The organism is Opitutia bacterium, from assembly GCA_016217545.1.
Classification (GTDB): Bacteria; Verrucomicrobiota; Verrucomicrobiia; order Opitutales; family Opitutaceae; genus Didemnitutus.
In genome coordinates this window covers 264,088-280,246 of the sequence record JACRHT010000011.1, presented here as the reverse complement: position 1 = coordinate 280,246, position 16,159 = coordinate 264,088, and the positions used below count along the sequence as shown (strand labels likewise).

The 16,159-nt window shown below is 66.5% G+C and carries 12 protein-coding genes; 9 read left to right on the top strand and 3 right to left on the bottom strand.

Translation table 11 applies throughout. The annotated features are described in order from the left end of the window. Positions 1 to 138: 138 nt before the first annotated feature. Positions 139 to 1,473 carry a GTPase HflX gene (hflX, locus tag HZA32_07020; protein MBI5423821.1) on the bottom strand — a complete coding sequence of 445 codons (1,335 nt, stop codon included), beginning with the start codon at positions 1,471 to 1,473 and terminating at the stop codon, positions 139 to 141. Positions 1,474 to 1,592: 119 nt separating this feature from the next. After that, complete coding sequence (locus HZA32_07015) at positions 1,593 to 2,591, bottom strand: dihydroorotate dehydrogenase-like protein (GenBank protein ID MBI5423820.1); 999 nt, start codon at positions 2,589 to 2,591, stop codon at positions 1,593 to 1,595. A 320-nt stretch (positions 2,592 to 2,911) separates the two neighbouring features. Here HZA32_07015 and panB point away from each other — a divergent pair, with 320 nt between their 5' ends. The 6 genes from panB (at position 2,912) to clpB (ending at position 9,750) form a co-directional block, all read left to right on the top strand. Further along, on the top strand, positions 2,912 to 3,703 hold the full coding sequence (gene panB / locus HZA32_07010; protein ID MBI5423819.1) for a 3-methyl-2-oxobutanoate hydroxymethyltransferase: 792 nt from the start codon (positions 2,912 to 2,914) through the stop codon (positions 3,701 to 3,703). Next, on the top strand, positions 3,700 to 4,464 hold the full coding sequence (panC, locus tag HZA32_07005) for a pantoate--beta-alanine ligase (protein ID MBI5423818.1): 765 nt from the start codon (positions 3,700 to 3,702) through the stop codon (positions 4,462 to 4,464). The genes panB and panC overlap by 4 nt, the downstream gene beginning before the upstream one ends. A 112-nt stretch (positions 4,465 to 4,576) precedes the next feature. Beyond that, positions 4,577 to 5,863 (top strand): bifunctional phosphopantothenoylcysteine decarboxylase/phosphopantothenate--cysteine ligase CoaBC, encoded by a 1,287-nt coding sequence (coaBC, locus tag HZA32_07000; GenBank protein MBI5423817.1) that lies wholly within the window; start codon positions 4,577 to 4,579, stop codon positions 5,861 to 5,863. Beyond that, on the top strand, positions 5,847 to 6,626 hold the full coding sequence (locus HZA32_06995; protein ID MBI5423816.1) for a type III pantothenate kinase: 780 nt from the start codon (positions 5,847 to 5,849) through the stop codon (positions 6,624 to 6,626). Before coaBC ends, HZA32_06995 begins: the two co-directional genes overlap by 17 nt. A gap of 7 nt (positions 6,627 to 6,633) precedes the next feature. After that, the gene (locus HZA32_06990; protein ID MBI5423815.1) at positions 6,634 to 6,984 is read left to right on the top strand and encodes an aspartate 1-decarboxylase; all 351 of its coding nucleotides are present in this window, start codon (positions 6,634 to 6,636) and stop codon (positions 6,982 to 6,984) included. A gap of 180 nt (positions 6,985 to 7,164) precedes the next feature. Further along, positions 7,165 to 9,750 (top strand): ATP-dependent chaperone ClpB, encoded by a 2,586-nt coding sequence (gene clpB / locus HZA32_06985; protein MBI5423814.1) that lies wholly within the window; start codon positions 7,165 to 7,167, stop codon positions 9,748 to 9,750. A 47-nt stretch (positions 9,751 to 9,797) separates the two neighbouring features. Here clpB and HZA32_06980 read toward each other — a convergent pair whose 3' ends face one another. Beyond that, complete coding sequence (locus tag HZA32_06980) at positions 9,798 to 10,868, bottom strand: LacI family DNA-binding transcriptional regulator (GenBank protein ID MBI5423813.1); 1,071 nt, start codon at positions 10,866 to 10,868, stop codon at positions 9,798 to 9,800. A gap of 390 nt (positions 10,869 to 11,258) precedes the next feature. Here HZA32_06980 and HZA32_06975 point away from each other — a divergent pair, with 390 nt between their 5' ends. From HZA32_06975 to HZA32_06965, 3 genes are all read left to right on the top strand, one after another. Next, positions 11,259 to 14,186 carry a TonB-dependent receptor plug domain-containing protein gene (locus tag HZA32_06975; protein MBI5423812.1) on the top strand — a complete coding sequence of 976 codons (2,928 nt, stop codon included), beginning with the start codon at positions 11,259 to 11,261 and terminating at the stop codon, positions 14,184 to 14,186. An 81-nt stretch (positions 14,187 to 14,267) separates the two neighbouring features. Next, positions 14,268 to 15,080, top strand: a complete 813-nt coding sequence (locus HZA32_06970; protein ID MBI5423811.1) for a glycoside hydrolase family 16 protein — start codon at positions 14,268 to 14,270, stop codon at positions 15,078 to 15,080. Positions 15,081 to 15,095: 15 nt separating this feature from the next. Continuing rightward, on the top strand, positions 15,096 to 16,151 hold the full coding sequence (locus HZA32_06965; protein ID MBI5423810.1) for a LacI family DNA-binding transcriptional regulator: 1,056 nt from the start codon (positions 15,096 to 15,098) through the stop codon (positions 16,149 to 16,151). Positions 16,152 to 16,159: the final 8 nt, after the last annotated feature.

Below are 16,159 nucleotides of genomic sequence, written 5' to 3'. Positions count from 1 at the left end.
TGCGCCGTGGTCAACTCGGAGCGAATGCACGCGGCCGCAATCCGAAATCGAAGCGCGGATTCGGACCTTTCGCGGAGGACGCCGGGGCGCGACGCGGTGGTCGGAAAATTCCGCAGCTTGACGCGCGAGTGGCGCGTTTTAGCGCGCGCGGGCGGCGGCGGGCTTGGCGGATTTTTTCTTCGGCGCGGCGGGCGCGGCCACTGGAGCGAGGAACGGTTCGAAGAGCGCGCGCTGTTTCAGCGGGAAGCGGCCGCGGATGAAGACGCCTTCGTCGCGCGTGTCCTGCTCGGCGACGGTGCCGAGTTGGTGGAGCTTGGCGACGAGGTCGTAGCGGTCGTGCGGGAGGAGCAGTTCGGCGGACATCTGGTCGTCGATCGCGAGTTCGGCGCAGCGCGCGAGGAGGCGGTCGAGGCCTTCGCCGGTGTGCACGCTGATGAAGAGCGCTTCCGGATGGCGGGCGCGGAAGAGCGCGATCGTCTCGGGCGTGGTCGCGTCGACTTTGTTGAACGCGATGATCATCGGTTTGTCGGCGGCGCCGAGTTCGCCGAGCACTTCCATCGTGGTGGCGAAGTGGTGTTCGACGTTCGGGTTGGCGATGTCGAGGACGTGGATGATGAAATCGGAAACGACGACTTCCTCGAGCGTGGCCTTGAAGGCTTCGACGAGACGGTGCGGCAGGCGGCGGATGAAGCCGACGGTGTCGGTCATGAGCAGCGTGCGGCCGTCGGGGAGCGCGAGTTGGCGCGTAGTCGGGTCGAGGGTGGCGAAGAGCTTGTCGGCGGCGAGGACCTGCGCGCCGGTGAGTTTGTTGAGGAGCGAGGATTTGCCGGCGTTGGTGTAGCCGACGATGGCCGCGCCGGGCACGGGCTTGCGCATGCGGCGGCGGCGCTGGACGTCGCGCTGCTGGAGCACCTGCTCGAGCTCGCGCTTGAGGTGCGCGATGCGGTCGCGCACGAGGCGGCGGTCCTGCTCGAGCTGCGTCTCGCCTTCGCCGCCCATGGCGCCCTTGCCGCGCTGACGCGAAAGGTGCGTCCACGCGCGCGTGAGGCGCGGCAGCGAATATTCCATGCGCGCGAGGGCGACTTGGAGGACGGCTTCGCGGGTCTGCGCGCGGTCGGCGAAGATTTCGAGGATGACTTCCTGGCGGTCGATGACGGCGAGGCCGGATTCTTCCTCCCAGTTGCGCTGCTGGGCGGGGGAGAGTTCCTTGTCGAACACGATGAGGTCGCACTCGTCCGCCTTGGCGAGGCCGATGAGTTCGGCGGTCTTGCCGGTGCCGATGAGGAATTTTGGCTGCTCGCCGGTGCGGATGGTCACGAGGACCGTGCGAGCGACGACGATGCCGAGGTTTTCGACGAGTTCCTTGAGTTCACCGAGCAGCTCGGCGCCTTCGCCGGCAGCCATGTCGTGCGTCTGAACGCCGACGAGGAGCGCGCGCGTGGTCTTTTTCTGGTCGGTGAGGAAATCTGCCATGTAGGGCAGAGCGTGCGCCGGCGCGGGCGGGAGTCAAATGCGGCGGGGCGGCTGAGTGGGTCAGCTGGATCGCCACGCCCGGCAATGCCGGGCTCGCGATGGCAAAGGGAAATGGAGAGCTACCGATCCCAGAACAGGAGCGAGTGCACGTAGTTCGCGCGCTCGTAGGCTTCGGGGTTCGGGCTGTTCTTGAGGCTGAGTTTGCCGCGGAGTTCGGCGACCGAGCGGAAATGGTGCTCCTCGAGGTAGGACTTGAGGCCGTTCACGAGCGAGCGCAGGTGCTGGGGACCGTAGCGGAGCAAGGCGGAGACCACTTGCACGGTGTCGGCGCCGGCGAGGATCGATTTGATGACGTCGACCGGCGTGTGCACGCCGCCGGTGACCGCGAGATCGACGGGCACGCGGCCGCTGAGGATCGCGAGCCAGCGAAGGCGGAGGAGCAGCTCGGAGGAGTCGGAGAGTTCGAGCTTCGGCGCGACTTCGCGGAAGCGGACGTTGATGTCGGGCTGGTAGAAACGATTGAAGAGGACGACGCTCTTCACGCCGGCGGCGTAGAGACGTTCGGTGAAGTTCGGGAGCGACGAGAAGAACGGCGAGAGTTTCACCGCGAGCGGCAGCGAGGAATTCTCGCGCACGGACGTGACGATCTCGAGCATGCGCTCCTCGATTTGCGCGCCGGTGGTGTCGGTGTCGGTGGGCAGGAAGTAGAGGTTGAGCTCGATGGCGTCGGCGCCGGCTTGTTGCACGCTGCGGGCAAAGTCGACCCACGTGGTGGGCGTGCGGGCGTTGAGCGAGGCGATGATGGGGATGTCGACGGCGACCTTGGCGCGGTAGATGTGTTCGAGATATTCGTCGGGTCCGAAGGCGTAGGCGTCGCTGCCCTCGAAGAAGCGCGTGGGCTCGTTGAGGGGATCGGCTTCGGAGAGGCGGTTTTCGAGTTTCAGCCGCTCGGTCTGCGTGAGCCGCACCTGTTCCTCGAAGAGCGAAGCGAGCACGATGGCGGAAGCGCCGGCGTCCTCGAGTTGGCGGATGGACGCGAGGTTGTTGGTCAGCGGGGAAGCCCCCGGCATGATGGGATGCTTCAATTGCAGCCCAAGGTAGTTCGTCGTGAGATTCATCGGCGCGGGGGAGGCGGGCGAGGCGGGGAAGGCAGGGCGGCCGAGTATGCCCGGCGGGCGGGTGGGCGGCTGCGCCGGACTTGGCCAACGCTGTGCGCGGCTTGTGTGCGCGTGACGCGGAGTGCGGGCGAATTTGTTTGCGCGCGCCCGGCGGCTGGCAACGTTCCGCGGCGTCTGGCGCGAACTCGTGCGCGACCGGACACCCTTAACTTCCACTCCGTCCTCGGACCTTCAGGCCTGATCGCCATGCGACAAGCACTCCCGTCCTCCTCGCTCCCGCGCCCGCGGGTTTTCCGTCGTCGGAAAACCGCCGGAGCGCCGTGAAGAGCATCCTCGAATTTTCCGCGGCGCACGCCGCCCGCCGGCCGATCGTCATGACGACGGCCTACGACGCCCTGATGGCGCGCCATGCGGCCCGCGCGGGCATCGACGCGTTGCTGGTCGGCGACAGCGTCGCGATGACGGTGCACGGCTTTCCGTCCACGGTGCATGCCACGCTCGAGATGATGGTGGCGCACACGGCGGCGGTGCGGCGCGGCGCGCCCGAATTGGTCGTGGTGGCGGATTTGCCCTTCCTCGCGCATCGACGCGGCCGGCAACTGGCAGTCGAAGCGGCGGGTGCGCTGGTGCAGGCCGGCGCGACTGCGGTGAAACTCGAGGGCGTGGCCGGACACGAGGAGGTGATCGCGCATCTCGTCGGCAGCGGCATTCCGGTGATGGGCCACCTCGGGCTCACGCCGCAATCGATCCACCAGCTCGGCGGCTATCGCGTGCAAGGCCGTTCGCTCGACGAAGCGGACGACATTCGCGCCGATGCGCGACGCGCGGCGGACTTGGGAGTGTTTGCCGTGGTGCTCGAGTGCGTGCCGGCGGCGCTCGCGGCGGCCATCACGGCCGAGTTGCCGGTGCCGACGATCGGCATCGGGGCCGGGTTGGAAACCGCGGGCCAGGTGCTCGTGGTCACGGACCTGCTCGGGCTCGATCCGGAGTTCCGGCCGAAGTTCGTCCGCCGCTACGCCGATGGGGCGCGGCTCGTGCAGGACGCGCTGGCGGCTTACGCGGCCGATGTGCGCGCGGCGAAATTTCCCGCCGCGGCGGAGGTGCTCGCATGAACGCGCCGCGCCTCCACGAATCGATCGCGGCGTGGCGCGCCGAGCGGGCGGGGCCGCGCTTTGCGGGTTGCTCGGTCGGATTTGTGCCGACGATGGGCGCGTTGCACGCCGGGCATCGCGCGCTGCTCGAGCGGGCGCGGACGGAGAACGACCGCGTGGTGCTCAGCGTCTTCGTCAACCCGACGCAGTTCAACGACCCGGCCGACCTCGCAAAATATCCGCGCACGCTCGCCGAGGACGTGGAGCTCGCGCGCGGGCTCGCGACCGACGTGTTCGTGCCGAATGCGGCGGAGATGTATCCCGACCGCTACCGCTATCGCGTGAGCGAGCTGGAATTCAGCCGCGAACTCGAGGGCGCGCACCGGCCCGGGCATTTCGACGGCGTGCTCACGGTGGTGTTGAAGCTGCTCAACCTCGTGCAGCCGACGCGCTCGTATTTCGGCGAGAAGGACTGGCAGCAGCTCCAGCTCGTGCGCGGCATGGCGGAAGCGCTGTTCCTGCCCGGCGAGATCGTCGCGTGCCCGACCGTGCGCGACTCCGACGGCTTGGCGCTCAGCTCGCGCAATCGCCGGCTCGCGCCAGCCGACCGCGCGCACGCGGCGGCGTTTCCGAAGCTCTTGCGCGCCGGCACCGCGGCGGCGGCGGAGCAGGCGTTGCGCGGCGCGGGCTTCGCGGTCGACTACGTGGCGGAGCGCGACGGCGTGCGACTCGGCGCGGTGCACATCGGCGGTGTGAGACTCATCGACAATGTGCGCCTCTGAAACAATGCGGCCGCCCGTGGCCGGAAGGTGGAGCGGATTGACCTCAATCCGCCTTGAACGCGTTGAGGTCAACGCGTTCCACCTCAACGCAAGCGGCAATCCGCTCTGACCCATGTGTGGCTCCAATCTTCTCGTTGTGCTCACCGGATCGATCGCGGCCGCGAAGGCGTGCGATGTGATCTCGCGTCTCGTGCAGCGCGGGCACCACGTGCGTTGCGTGGCGACCGAGGCGGCGTTGCGCTTTGTCGGGCCGGCGACGCTGGAGGGTCTTACCGGCGCGGTGCCGCTGACGGATTTGTTCGCGCCGGGCGCGGCGCTCGAACACATCGAGCTGACGCGCTGGGCCGACGCGGTGTTGGTGTGCCCGGCGACGGCGAACACGCTCAACCGGTTCGCGGCCGGCATGGCCGACGATCTGCCGGGCGCGCTCTTTCTCGCGCACGACCGGCGCAAGCCGTGGCTCGTGGCGCCGGCGATGAACCCGGCGATGTGGGCGCATCCGGCGACGCAGGCCGCCGTCGCGCAGCTGACCGCGTGGGGTGTGCGAGTGCTCCCCGTCGCCGAGGGGCGCACGGCCTGCGGCGAAGTGGGCGAGGGGCGCATGAGCGAGCCCGCCGAGATCGTGGCCGCCACGGAGGCGGCGCTCGCGCGACCGGCGCGCCGCCTGCGCGTGCTGATCACCAGCGGCGGAACGCAGGAACCAATCGATGGCGTGCGCGTGCTCACCAACACCAGCACGGGCGCCACGGGCGCGCGATTGGCCGAGCATTTCGCGCGCAGCGGTCATGAGGTGACCTTGCTGCGGGCGCGCGGCAGCGTGCGTTCGGAGGCCGGATGCGCGGAGGAGACCTTTGTGAGTTTCGCCGATCTGGACGGCGCGCTGTCGCGCCTGCTGGCGGCGGGGCGGTTCGACGCGGTGGTCCACGCGGCGGCGGTGAGCGACTTCGGCGTCGAGCTGGTCGACGAGCGCGGCGACGGGCGCGCATCCGCCGGCGGCAAACTGGAGACGGAGTCGCCGCCGCTTTTGCGCCTGCGCCCGCTGCCGAAGTTGCTCGATACCCTGCGGGCGCGGTCGGCGGCGCCGTTGCGCGTTGTGGCTTTCAAACTCACGCATGGCGCCATGCCGGGAGAGGCGATGGGCGCGGTGCGCGCGCTGTTCGCGCGGGCGCGACCGGATGCGGTCGTGCACAACGACCTGACGGCTCGCGGCGCGACGGCCGACGATTTTCCCGCGACGCTCCACCTCGCCGAGGGCCGCGCGCAGCCGTGCGCGACGCGCAGCGAGCTCGCGCTCGCGCTCGAGCGCTGGCTCGTCGGCGAAGTCGCCGTGGCGCCCGGCTCATGCGAAATTCCCGAACCCAAAACCGAAAATCCCTCGCTCCATGCTCCTCTGTCTTGATGTCGGCAACACCCAGATCCACGGCGGCGTCTTCGTGGATGACGCGCTGAAGTTCCAGTTCCGGAAATCGACGCATCCGCTCGGCTCGTCCGATGAACTCGGTGTGTTCTTTCTTTCCGTGCTGCGCGAAAACGGCCTCGACCCGCGGCAGGTCACGGAGGTGGCCATCTGCTCGGTGGTGCCGCCGGCGGCCTACCCGCTGCGCGCCGCGAGCGTGAAGTATTTCCACGCCGAGCCGTTCGTGTTGCAGGCGGGAGTGAAGACCGGCCTGAAGATCCGCTACCGCAATCCGGCGGAAGTTGGCGCGGACCGCGTGGCCAACGCCATCGCGGCGACGCAGCGCCAGCCGGAGCGCGACGTGATCGTGGTGGATTGCGGCACGGCGACGACGTTCGACGTGGTGACGGCCGAGGGGGAATACCTCGGCGGCGCGATCATGCCGGGCGTGGGGCTCTCGGCGGAGGTGCTTTCGGCCCGCACGGCGAAGTTGCCGGCGGTGGAGATCCAGCGTCCCGAATCGGCGCTCGGCCGCACGTCGGTCGAGAGCATCCAGGCCGGGCTGTATCACGGGCATGTCGGCGCGGTGAAACGGCTGCTCAGCGAGCTGACCGCCGAGGGCTTCGCGGGCGCGCGGCCCTACGTGATCGGCACCGGCGGCTTCGCGCGGATGTTCGAGAGTGAGCAGTTGTTCGACGAGATCGTGCCGGAACTCGTGTTGCTCGGTCTGCGGCATGCGGTGCGTTTGAACGCCGGGGCGGAGTGATTTTGCCATGCGCCTGACGCTGCTGAAATCGAAACTCCACCGCGCGCGGGTCACCGCGGCGGATTTGAACTACGAGGGCTCGATCGCGATCGCGCCCGAGCTGCGGCGTGCGGCGGGTTTCCTCCTGCACGAGCGCGTGGAAATCTACAACGTGACCAACGGCCAGCGTTTCGCGACGTATGTCATCGGCGGCACGCAGCGCGGCGAGATCATGGTCAACGGCGCAGCGGCGCGGCTCGTGCAGCCGGGTGACGAGGTGATCATCGCGGCCTATGCCGAGTTCGAGCCTGCGGAGGCGGAGGCCCACGAGCCCGTTGTGGTGTTGCTCGACGCGCGGAACCGGCCGAAACGAAAGTAGCGCAGGCGTCCCGCCTGCTTCGGTGCCTGAATGCAGGCGAGACGCCTGCGCTACGCAGAACGTCTCGCGCCGTGTCGCGCGGTGTCGCGTTGTGGCACAGCGGGCGCGGTGTGGCGGTGGCGTTTCACTCGGGAGCGGGTATTGTGGAAGTGGAACACTGTCTGCGAAGGAGAAACCATCATGGACCCACAAAAGATGACCGTCATGTCGCGCCAAGCCGTGCAGGAGGCGCAAAACGTCGCGCGTCGCCGCTCGCACAACGAGGTGGACACGTGGCACCTGCTCGTCGCGCTCCTCGCCCAGGAGGGCGGCATCGTGCCGGCGCTGGTCGAGAAGCTCGGCCTCACCGTCAGCGCCATGCAACTCGCGGCCGACCGCGAGCTGGAGCGGCTGCCCAAGGTCAGCGGCGCGGTGGACGTTTCGAAAATCTACGTCACGCAGGCGCTCAACGAAGTGCTCACGCGCGCCGAGGAGGAACGCGACGCCCTCAAGGACGAGTTCACGAGCGTGGAGCATTTGTTTCTCGCGCTCATCCACGTCGCGAAGCCCGACGCGCTGAAGAAGTATTTCAAGAGCTTCAACCTCGACCGCGCCCGCGTGCTCAAGGAGCTGCAGGCGATGCGCGGCAGCCAGCGCGTGACGACCGACAATCCCGAGACGACCTACAACGCCCTCGAAAAATACGGCATCGATCTCGTGGCGCAGGCGCGCAAGGGCAAGCTCGACCCCGTGATCGGCCGCGACGCCGAGATCCGCCGCGCCATCCGCATCCTCTCGCGCAAGACGAAGAATAATCCCGTGCTCATCGGCGAGCCGGGCGTCGGCAAGACCGCCATCGTCGAAGGCCTCGCCCAACGCATCCTGCGCGGCGACGTGCCCGAGGGTTTGAAGGACAAGACCGTCTTCGCTCTCGACATGGGCGCGCTCATCGCCGGCGCGAAATACCGCGGCGAGTTCGAGGAGCGCCTCAAGGCCGTGCTCAATGAAGTGAAACAGGCCGAGGGTCGCATCGTGCTCTTCATCGACGAACTCCACACCATCGTCGGCGCCGGCAAGACCGAGGGCGCGATGGACGCCGGCAATCTCCTCAAGCCCATGCTCGCACGCGGCGAGTTGCACTGCATCGGCGCCACCACGCTCGACGAATACCGCAAGCACATCGAAAAGGACCCTGCACTCGAGCGACGCTTCCAGCCCATCCTCGTCGAGGAGCCGAGCGTCGAGGACGCCATCTCGATCCTGCGCGGCTTGCGCGAGCGTTTCGAGCTGCACCACGGCGTGCGCATCCAGGACAACGCGCTCGTCTCCGCCGCCGTGCTCTCGCACCGCTACATCGCCGACCGCTTCCTGCCCGACAAGGCGATCGACCTCGTGGACGAGGCCTGCGCGATGATCCGCACCGAGATCGACTCGCTGCCCACCGAACTGGACGAACTTCAGCGTCGCGTCATGCAGCTCGAGATCGAGGACACCGCGTTGCAGAAGGAAAAAGACGACGCCTCGAAGCGCCGCCTCGACGCGCTGCGCAAGGAACTCGCCGACGCGAAAGAGCAGGCCACCGCGCTCCGCGCCACTTGGCAGAAGGAAAAGGAGTCACTCGGTCGCGTGCAAAAGGTCCGCGAGGAACTCGAAGCCGCGCGCCTCGAAATGGCGAAAGCCGAGCGCGCCTACGACCTCAATAAGATCGCCGAGCTGAAACACGGCCGCATCCCGCAGCTCGAAAAGGAACTCGCGAAGGCCGAGAAATCGCCGACCGCCAAGACCACGCTCGTGAAGGAGGAAGTCTCCGCCGAGGAGATCGCCGAGATCATCTCGAAGTGGACGCACATCCCCGTGACGAAGCTCATGGAGGGCGAGAAGGAGAAGTTGCTCCGCCTCGAGGACGAGTTGCACACGCGCGTGATCGGTCAGGACGAAGGCGTGCGCCTCGTCAGCGAGGCGATCCTCCGCGCTCGCGCCGGCATCAAGGACCCACGTCGCCCGATCGGGAGTTTTCTGTTCCTCGGCCCGACCGGCGTCGGCAAGACCGAGCTCGCCAAGACGCTCGCCGAGCAGCTCTTCGATTCCGAAGCCAACCTCATCCGCCTCGACATGTCCGAATACATGGAGAAGCACAGCGTCGCGCGCATGATCGGCGCGCCTCCGGGCTACGTCGGCTACGACGAGGGCGGCCAGCTCACCGAGGCCGTGCGCCGCAAGCCCTACGCCGTCGTGCTCTTCGACGAGGTCGAGAAGGCGCACCCCGACGTGTTCAACGTCCTGCTCCAGGTCCTCGACGACGGCCGCATCACCGACTCGCAGGGCCGCACTGTGGATTTCAAGAACACGGTGATCATCATGACCTCGAACATCGGCTCACGCCATCTGCTCGAAGGTGTGACCGGCGACGAGATTCCCGAGCGCGTGCGCGAGAGCGTGATGGCGGATTTGCGCCAGACCTTCCGCCCGGAGTTTCTCAACCGCATCGACGAGACCGTGCTCTTCAAGCCGCTCGCGCTGGAAGAGATCGCGCGCATCGTGGACCTGCTCCTTGCCAACCTGAACAAGCGTCTCGCCGACCGCCGCATCACCGTCACCCTCGACGCGAAAGCGAAAGAGTGGGTCGCGGAAAAAGGCTACGACCCGGTCTTCGGCGCCCGCCCGCTGAAACGTTTCCTCCAACGCCACCTCGAAACCCGCCTCGCCCGCAGCCTCATCGCCGGTGAAATCGAGGAAGGTGCGAAGGTGACCTTCTCCGTGAAGAACGATGCGCTGGTGCTGAAGTGAGCTGAAGCTGCCGGGCGCTGCGTCGTTCGTCCCCGCGCGTGGCTGGCTCAGCGGGTCGCGAGCGCCAGCGGCGCGCCGACCGTGACGCCGTTGACCAGTTGCGCTTCGACGAGGATTTTCCTTCGCGGCGAGGTCGGGTGTTGGATGCGGCTGATCAAACGCGAGAGAGCGGAGGCGCCGATGTGTTCGTGCGGCACGCGCATCGACGTGACGCGCGGGAGGCCGTTGGGCGGCTCGAGTCCGTCGAAGCCGGTGACGGAGCAATCCTCGGGGACGCGAATGCCGCGCGTCGGCAAGTCCTGGATGAGCTGGTAGGCTTGGTGGTCGGCGGCGCAAACCCAGCCCGTCACCTGCTGCTCGCGCACGAGGCGCGCGACGACGTCAGCGAGTTGCGCGCGCGGCACCCGCCCGGTGTTGGGGCGGACGTTCAGCACCCAGTCGGCGTTGAACTCGAGATCGTTGAGAAAGAGCGATTCGATGTAGCCGCTGAAGCGGCGCGCGATCCAGTGGCCGCCGATCTGATAGTCCCACGACAGAAAACCGATGCGGCGGTGGCCGGCGGCGCGCAGCGTGTCGGCGAGCGAGCAGACGGCGAGGGCGTCGTCGGTGTCGATCACGTCGACACCGGGGCAGTTGTAGCTCTCGAGCACGCCGACGGTGGAGATTTTGCTGGCGATGGTTTCTACGGCGGCTTCGTCGAAGGGGTAGATGAGAATGGCGCCGCGCCAATCGCCTTGGCGGATGAGACGCGAAAATTCCACGGGCGACGCTTCGGGATGGAACGCGACGGGCGCGCGGTAGTGCACGTCGATGTGCACGCGCTCGATCTCGGCGCGTTCGCGAATGCCCTTGAGAATGTGCGGGTAGGTCGTGAGCACCGCTTTTTCCGGCTGCACCTCGAGACCGATGAGCACGCCGATCGTGAGGCGCCGCGCACCGCGACCGCGGTTGCGCATCGCGCGGCCAGGGCTCGGGCGGTAGCCCAGCTCATCGGCCGCCGCGATGACGCGCGCGCGGGTTTCCGCGCTGATTGCCGGATGATTTGCGAGGCTGCGGGTGACCGTGGCGCGCGAGATGTTCAGCTTTTTCGCGATGACGGCGTGACTGATCTTGGCCATGGGGGCAGGGGGCGAGCGCGGTTCAAAACAGCGCGGCACACAAAGTCCGATTTGGTGCATGAAGCAAGAACCAATGAGTGCACCAAAATTTATTTTGACCGGAAATTTGGCGACTAAATCGCCGAAATCGATTTTGGAAAGCGTTGGCTCATATCATTAAAAGGTGCATCAGTAGTTTGAATTGTTTGTGCACATGCCAATGCACACAGCGTTTGACAAGCGATGCACCAGAAAGAAGATTTTCGCCAGCAAGCGCGGCGATCTCCCTAGCTGCGTCGGCTGTAACTCTACCAAACCCCAACACCCCTCGCCTCAGGCGGCGCCGCCCTGTGCGGCTCCGCATGATACGCTCGGGTTTCGGGGTTAGCACCCAACCCAAGAAGATCCCCAATGCACCTCGCATCCCCCTCTGCGATTCGAGCCGGCGTAGCGGCCGGCATCGCGCTGCTCGGCCTCTGGCCTCTGGCCAATGCCCAATCGACGCCACCCGCGCCGGCCGGTGAAACCGCCGTCGCGCCCGTCAAAGACAAAGACGAAGCCTACGTGTTGTCGCCCTTCAAGGTGACCACGGACAAGGACAATGGCTACAAGGCCACCAACGCCACGACAGGCACGCGCCTGAACGAGTCCATCAAGGACCTGCCGATGCCCATTGCGGTCATCACGGAAAAGTTCGTGCGCGACACCGGTGCGAACGATCTCCGCAAGGCCCTTTCCTTCACTTCGGCCATCCAGCTCCAGTCGCAAAACGACCAGGGCACGCCCGGCGGCGCCTATCAGGGCCCCGGCGGCGTGAACAACCCCGAAGGCGCGACCGCCAGCAAGACGGCCACTTCCTACAAGATCCGCGGCTACATCACCGACGCCGTGCTGCGCGACGGCTTCCGCCGCCAGAACTCGACCGACTCGATCAACATCGGCCGCGTCGAAGTGGCGTTCGGTCCGACCGCGTTGCTCTACGGCATCGGCGAATTCGGCGGTATCGTTAACTACATCCCGAAGACCCCGCAGGCCAAGCAGTCGTCCGAAGTCGGCCTCTCACTCGGCAGCTACGACTTCAAGCGCCTGACGCTCGACACCACCGGCCCGATCAGCCCGACGTGGGACTTCAACTACCGCGTCACCGGCGCGCTCGAGGATCGCGGCGACTACACGCAGTATAACAAGTCCAACCACGCGTTCATCTCCCCGGCCTTCAGCTTCCGTCCGACGAAGACGACCGAAATCCTCGCCGATTTCGAATACGGCAAACAGACCGACGAAGGCGTCGGCTTCCGCCGCGTCCGCGCCATGACGGTCGCAAGCGGCGGCGACCAGGGTGAACACGCCGACTTCTACAACCTGCCCGGCACCGACCCCTACACCTTCCGTTGGAGCGGTCCCGACACCTACATCAAGACCAAGGCGAGCAACATCCGCGTGCAGGCTGACCAGCAGATCTTTGAAAGCCTCCACCTGCTCGTCGGCTACAACCACAATAACGTCACGTTCAACACCCGCGACGTGTTCGGCAATCTCACCACTGGCGTTGGCCCCACCGCGCTCCGCAAGACCGTCAATCTCGGCATCGCCTCGCTCGACAAGACCGGCGGCGACTCCCACACGGGCGTCATCAACGGCAACGTCAGCGACGTCATCCTCCAATACGGCTGGGGCACCAACCGCTCCGAGAACACCCACGACCAGGTCCGCGCCGAACTCAGCTGGAAGGACACCTTCCTCGCCGGCAACAAGTGGCTCTCCAACACTCACTCCATCCTCCTCGGCCACTCCGAGGAATCCCAGAAGAACACCTCCGACGACCGCGGCACCGACGACAACCTCCGCAACTACAAGAGCCCGCTCGACGCTTCCCCGATCACCTTCGGCAAGCAGGGTGACGGCACCGCCGACGTCGCGATGGTCAACAAGACCTTCAACGAGAACCGTGCGTGGGACCAATCCACCTACGTCGTCTACTCGGGCAAGTTCATCCAGGACCGCGTCCTCGTCATCCTCGGCGGCCGCGACGACCTGAGCGACAACTACGTCTACACGAACAACCGCGTCGCCAACACGACGTCGAAGGTTCGCAGCCCGAAGGCCAAGGTCCGCACCTATCAGCGCGGCGTCAGCCTCGAAGTCACGAAGCAGATCTCGCTCTTCGCCCTCAAGGCCGAAGGCGTGCAGCCCAACTTCAACGGCTACGTCGACACCAACGGCAACCCGATCGGCGCCGTCATCGCCCGCTCGAAGGAATTCGGCGTGAAGTTCGACCTCTGGGAAGGCCGCATTTCCGGTTCCGTCAGCTCGTTCAAGATCAACCGCTCCGGCACGCCCTTCTTCTACTGGTGGGCCCCGACGTCCAACTACAAGAATTTCAACGCGAGCAAGGACATCGTTTACCAGGTTAACGAGTTCGCCCCGCAGAGCGCGGGCGGCCCGAGCTGGACCAACGGCGCCAACGACGCGAGCATCGCGCAGTGGAACGCCGGCGTCGCCGCCGGTTCGATCTACCAGAAGAATGTCGGTGGCAGCACCAACTGGTATGTGAACGCCTCGAAGACCACCGGCGCCGCCTTCCTCGACGCCATCTTCGACTACACCAAGAGCAAGGGCATGAGCTGGCCGGGCTGGCTCTACAACTACGACGCCGAGACCAACAACGCGTGGAACGACCGCGCTTCGAGCCCGCAAGGCAACGAATACGTTATCGGTGCCGACCAAGGCAAAGGCTGGCAGGCCGACCTCGTGTTCTCGCCGACGAACAACTTCCAAGTCATCGCGAGCTACACCCACATCGAGAAGATCATCACCTCCGCCGGCGACTTCGCCAAATACGCCAATCAGAACGACCGCTGGGCCGTCTGGTATTTCCCGAACACCGACTGGGGTCTGACCGGCAAGCCGCTCACCACGGCCTACAAGAGCCCGTATGATTCCTCGACCTGGTCCGGCATCGGCTTCGGCTACGGCGAGAAGCAGGATGACACGCCCGAGCACCAAGGCTCCGTCTGGGCGAACTACCAGTTCACCACCGGCGCGATGAAGGGTTGGAGCTTCGCCCTCGGCGGCAACTACGAGTCGCCCCGCGAGTATCAGTCCGGCATCACGCACGGCGGCGGCCAGCGCATCACGGACAAGAACGGCAACATCGTCGTCCTCAAGACGCCGGCCCGTTACTCCTACAACGCCATGGCCCGTTACGCCTTCAAGCTCGGCGGCCACGACGCCGCTGCCCAGCTGAACATCGACAACCTCACCGACGACCGGAAGCTCTACGGCCTGATCTACTCGGCGCCGCGCACCTACCGTCTCGAGTTCGACTACAAGTTCTGATCGAAGATTGCATGATGGTTTGCGACGCGCATCAGCAGGGGTGCTGATGCGCGTCTCTTTTTTAGCCACCCCTTCGTTCGCATGCTCCGCCTCGCCACACTGCTCGCCGCCCTCACCGTCGCGCCGGTCCTCCGCGCCGAAGCCGCGCGCCCCGTCTGGTCCGACGAATTCGCGCAACCCGCCGGCGCCGCGCCCGACGCCGCGAAATGGACCCACGAGCTCGGCAGCCACGGCTTCGGCAACAAGGAGCTCCAAACCTACACGACCGATCGCGCCAACTCCTTCATCGCCGACGACCCCGCCGCCACCGACGGCAAGGCGCTCGTCCTCCGCGCCCAACGCGAACCCGACGGCCGCTTCACCTCCGCGCGCCTGCACACTTCCGGCAAGTTCACCGCGCGCTACGGCCGCATCGAGGCGCGCCTGAAACTCCCGCGCGGGCAGGGGATCTGGCCGGCGTTCTGGATGCTCGGCCGCGACGCCGGCCCGGTCGAGTGGCCGAATTGCGGCGAGATCGACATCATGGAGAATCTCGGCCGCGAGCCGTCCATTCTCTACGCCACCATTCACGGCCCCGGTTACGCCGGCACCCAAGGCATCCAGGGCAAGACCACGCTACCCGACGGCGCCGTGTTCGCCGACGCTTATCACGTTTTCTCGATCGACTGGTCGCCCGGCCGCATCACGTGGCAGCTTGACGGCAAAACCTATTTCACCGCCACGCCCGCCAGCCTGCCCGAGAAGGCGCGCTGGGTGTTCGATGACGGCCCGTATTACCTCCTGCTGAACCTCGCCGTCGGCGGTTACTGGCCGGGCTATCCGGACGATACCACGAAATTCCCGCAGGAATTCCGCATCGACTACGTGCGGGTCTTCGCTCTCCCTCCGCCCTGATTCGCGCGTTCCTCCATGCGTTTTGTCAGCCAACAACTCATCGCCAAGAAGCTGAAGATTTCCTCCGGCACCGTCTCGCGCTCGCTCGCGAACGACCCGGCCATCAGCGGCGAAACCCGCTCGCGCGTCCTGCAGGTCGCCGAGGAGATGGGCTACAACTTCACGCGCCCGCGCCGGAAAAAAACCTCCACGCGCCCGCTCACCGTCGGCGTGCTCGTCGGCGTGCGCGACACCGCGCCGGGCACCGCGACGTTTCCGTTCATCCTCAAGGGCATTCACGACCGCGCCGCGCAGGAGAACGTCGCCATCGACGTCCGCTTTCCGAATCCCGACGAGTTCACGATCGGCACGAAACGCAACGAGGTCTTCCGCCAAGTCCGCAGCGGCGGCTGGCGCGGCGTCATCCTGATCTATCCATTCTCCGACGACGCCGTCGCCGCGCTCGCGCGCAAGACCACCGCCGTCGCCGTGCTCGAGGACTACGTCGACCTCGGCGTCGACTCGATCGACACCGACCAGACCGCCGGCATCGAGCGCATCGTCGACGAGCTCGTGCGCGCCGGCCATCGCCGCATCGGTTTCGCCGCGTGGCACTACCCGGTCGGCGGCCATTGGACGAAGCGTCGCTTCTCCGCCTACCTTGAGGGCGTCTATGATCACGGCCTGCCGCTGAATCCCGACTGGACCATCAACGTCCGCAAGGATGTCCCGAAGATTTCCCCGCCGGAAATGGCCGACCGGATCGCGCACCTCGTCCGCACAGAAGGCGTCACCGCGTGGGTCTGCGCCGCCGATCACCAAGCTTACCCGCTCATCCACGATCTGCACGTTCGCGGCCTGCGCGTCCCGGAGGATTGCTCGATCAGCGGCTACGACGGCATCACGCCACCGGTCGGCATGCCGCAAGTCGCGTCGATCCGTGTGCCGCACGAGGAAGTCGGCTCCTCCGCCCTCGGCCGGCTGCTCTATCGCATGCCGCGCCCGCACGCGTTGAGCGCGAAGCTCCTCCTGCGTTCGGAGTTCGTCGTCGGCAAAACCATCGCGCCGCCGCCGGTGTCGGTGGCGCGCTGAACGACCTG

Excerpts from the sequence above, each read along its gene's own strand:
- hflX (MBI5423821.1), bottom strand. The coding sequence starts at position 1,473 with ATGGCAGATTTCCTCACCGACCAGAAAAAGACCACGCGCGCGCTCCTC.
- HZA32_07015 (MBI5423820.1), bottom strand. The coding sequence starts at position 2,591 with ATGAATCTCACGACGAACTACCTTGGGCTGCAATTGAAGCATCCCATC.
- panC (MBI5423818.1), top strand. The coding sequence starts at position 3,700 with ATGAACGCGCCGCGCCTCCACGAATCGATCGCGGCGTGGCGCGCCGAG.
- coaBC (MBI5423817.1), top strand. The coding sequence starts at position 4,577 with ATGTGTGGCTCCAATCTTCTCGTTGTGCTCACCGGATCGATCGCGGCC.
- HZA32_06995 (MBI5423816.1), top strand. The coding sequence starts at position 5,847 with ATGCTCCTCTGTCTTGATGTCGGCAACACCCAGATCCACGGCGGCGTC.
- HZA32_06990 (MBI5423815.1), top strand. The coding sequence starts at position 6,634 with ATGCGCCTGACGCTGCTGAAATCGAAACTCCACCGCGCGCGGGTCACC.
- clpB (MBI5423814.1), top strand. The coding sequence starts at position 7,165 with ATGGACCCACAAAAGATGACCGTCATGTCGCGCCAAGCCGTGCAGGAG.
- HZA32_06980 (MBI5423813.1), bottom strand. The coding sequence starts at position 10,868 with ATGGCCAAGATCAGTCACGCCGTCATCGCGAAAAAGCTGAACATCTCG.
- HZA32_06975 (MBI5423812.1), top strand. The coding sequence starts at position 11,259 with ATGCACCTCGCATCCCCCTCTGCGATTCGAGCCGGCGTAGCGGCCGGC.
- HZA32_06970 (MBI5423811.1), top strand. The coding sequence starts at position 14,268 with ATGCTCCGCCTCGCCACACTGCTCGCCGCCCTCACCGTCGCGCCGGTC.
- HZA32_06965 (MBI5423810.1), top strand. The coding sequence starts at position 15,096 with ATGCGTTTTGTCAGCCAACAACTCATCGCCAAGAAGCTGAAGATTTCC.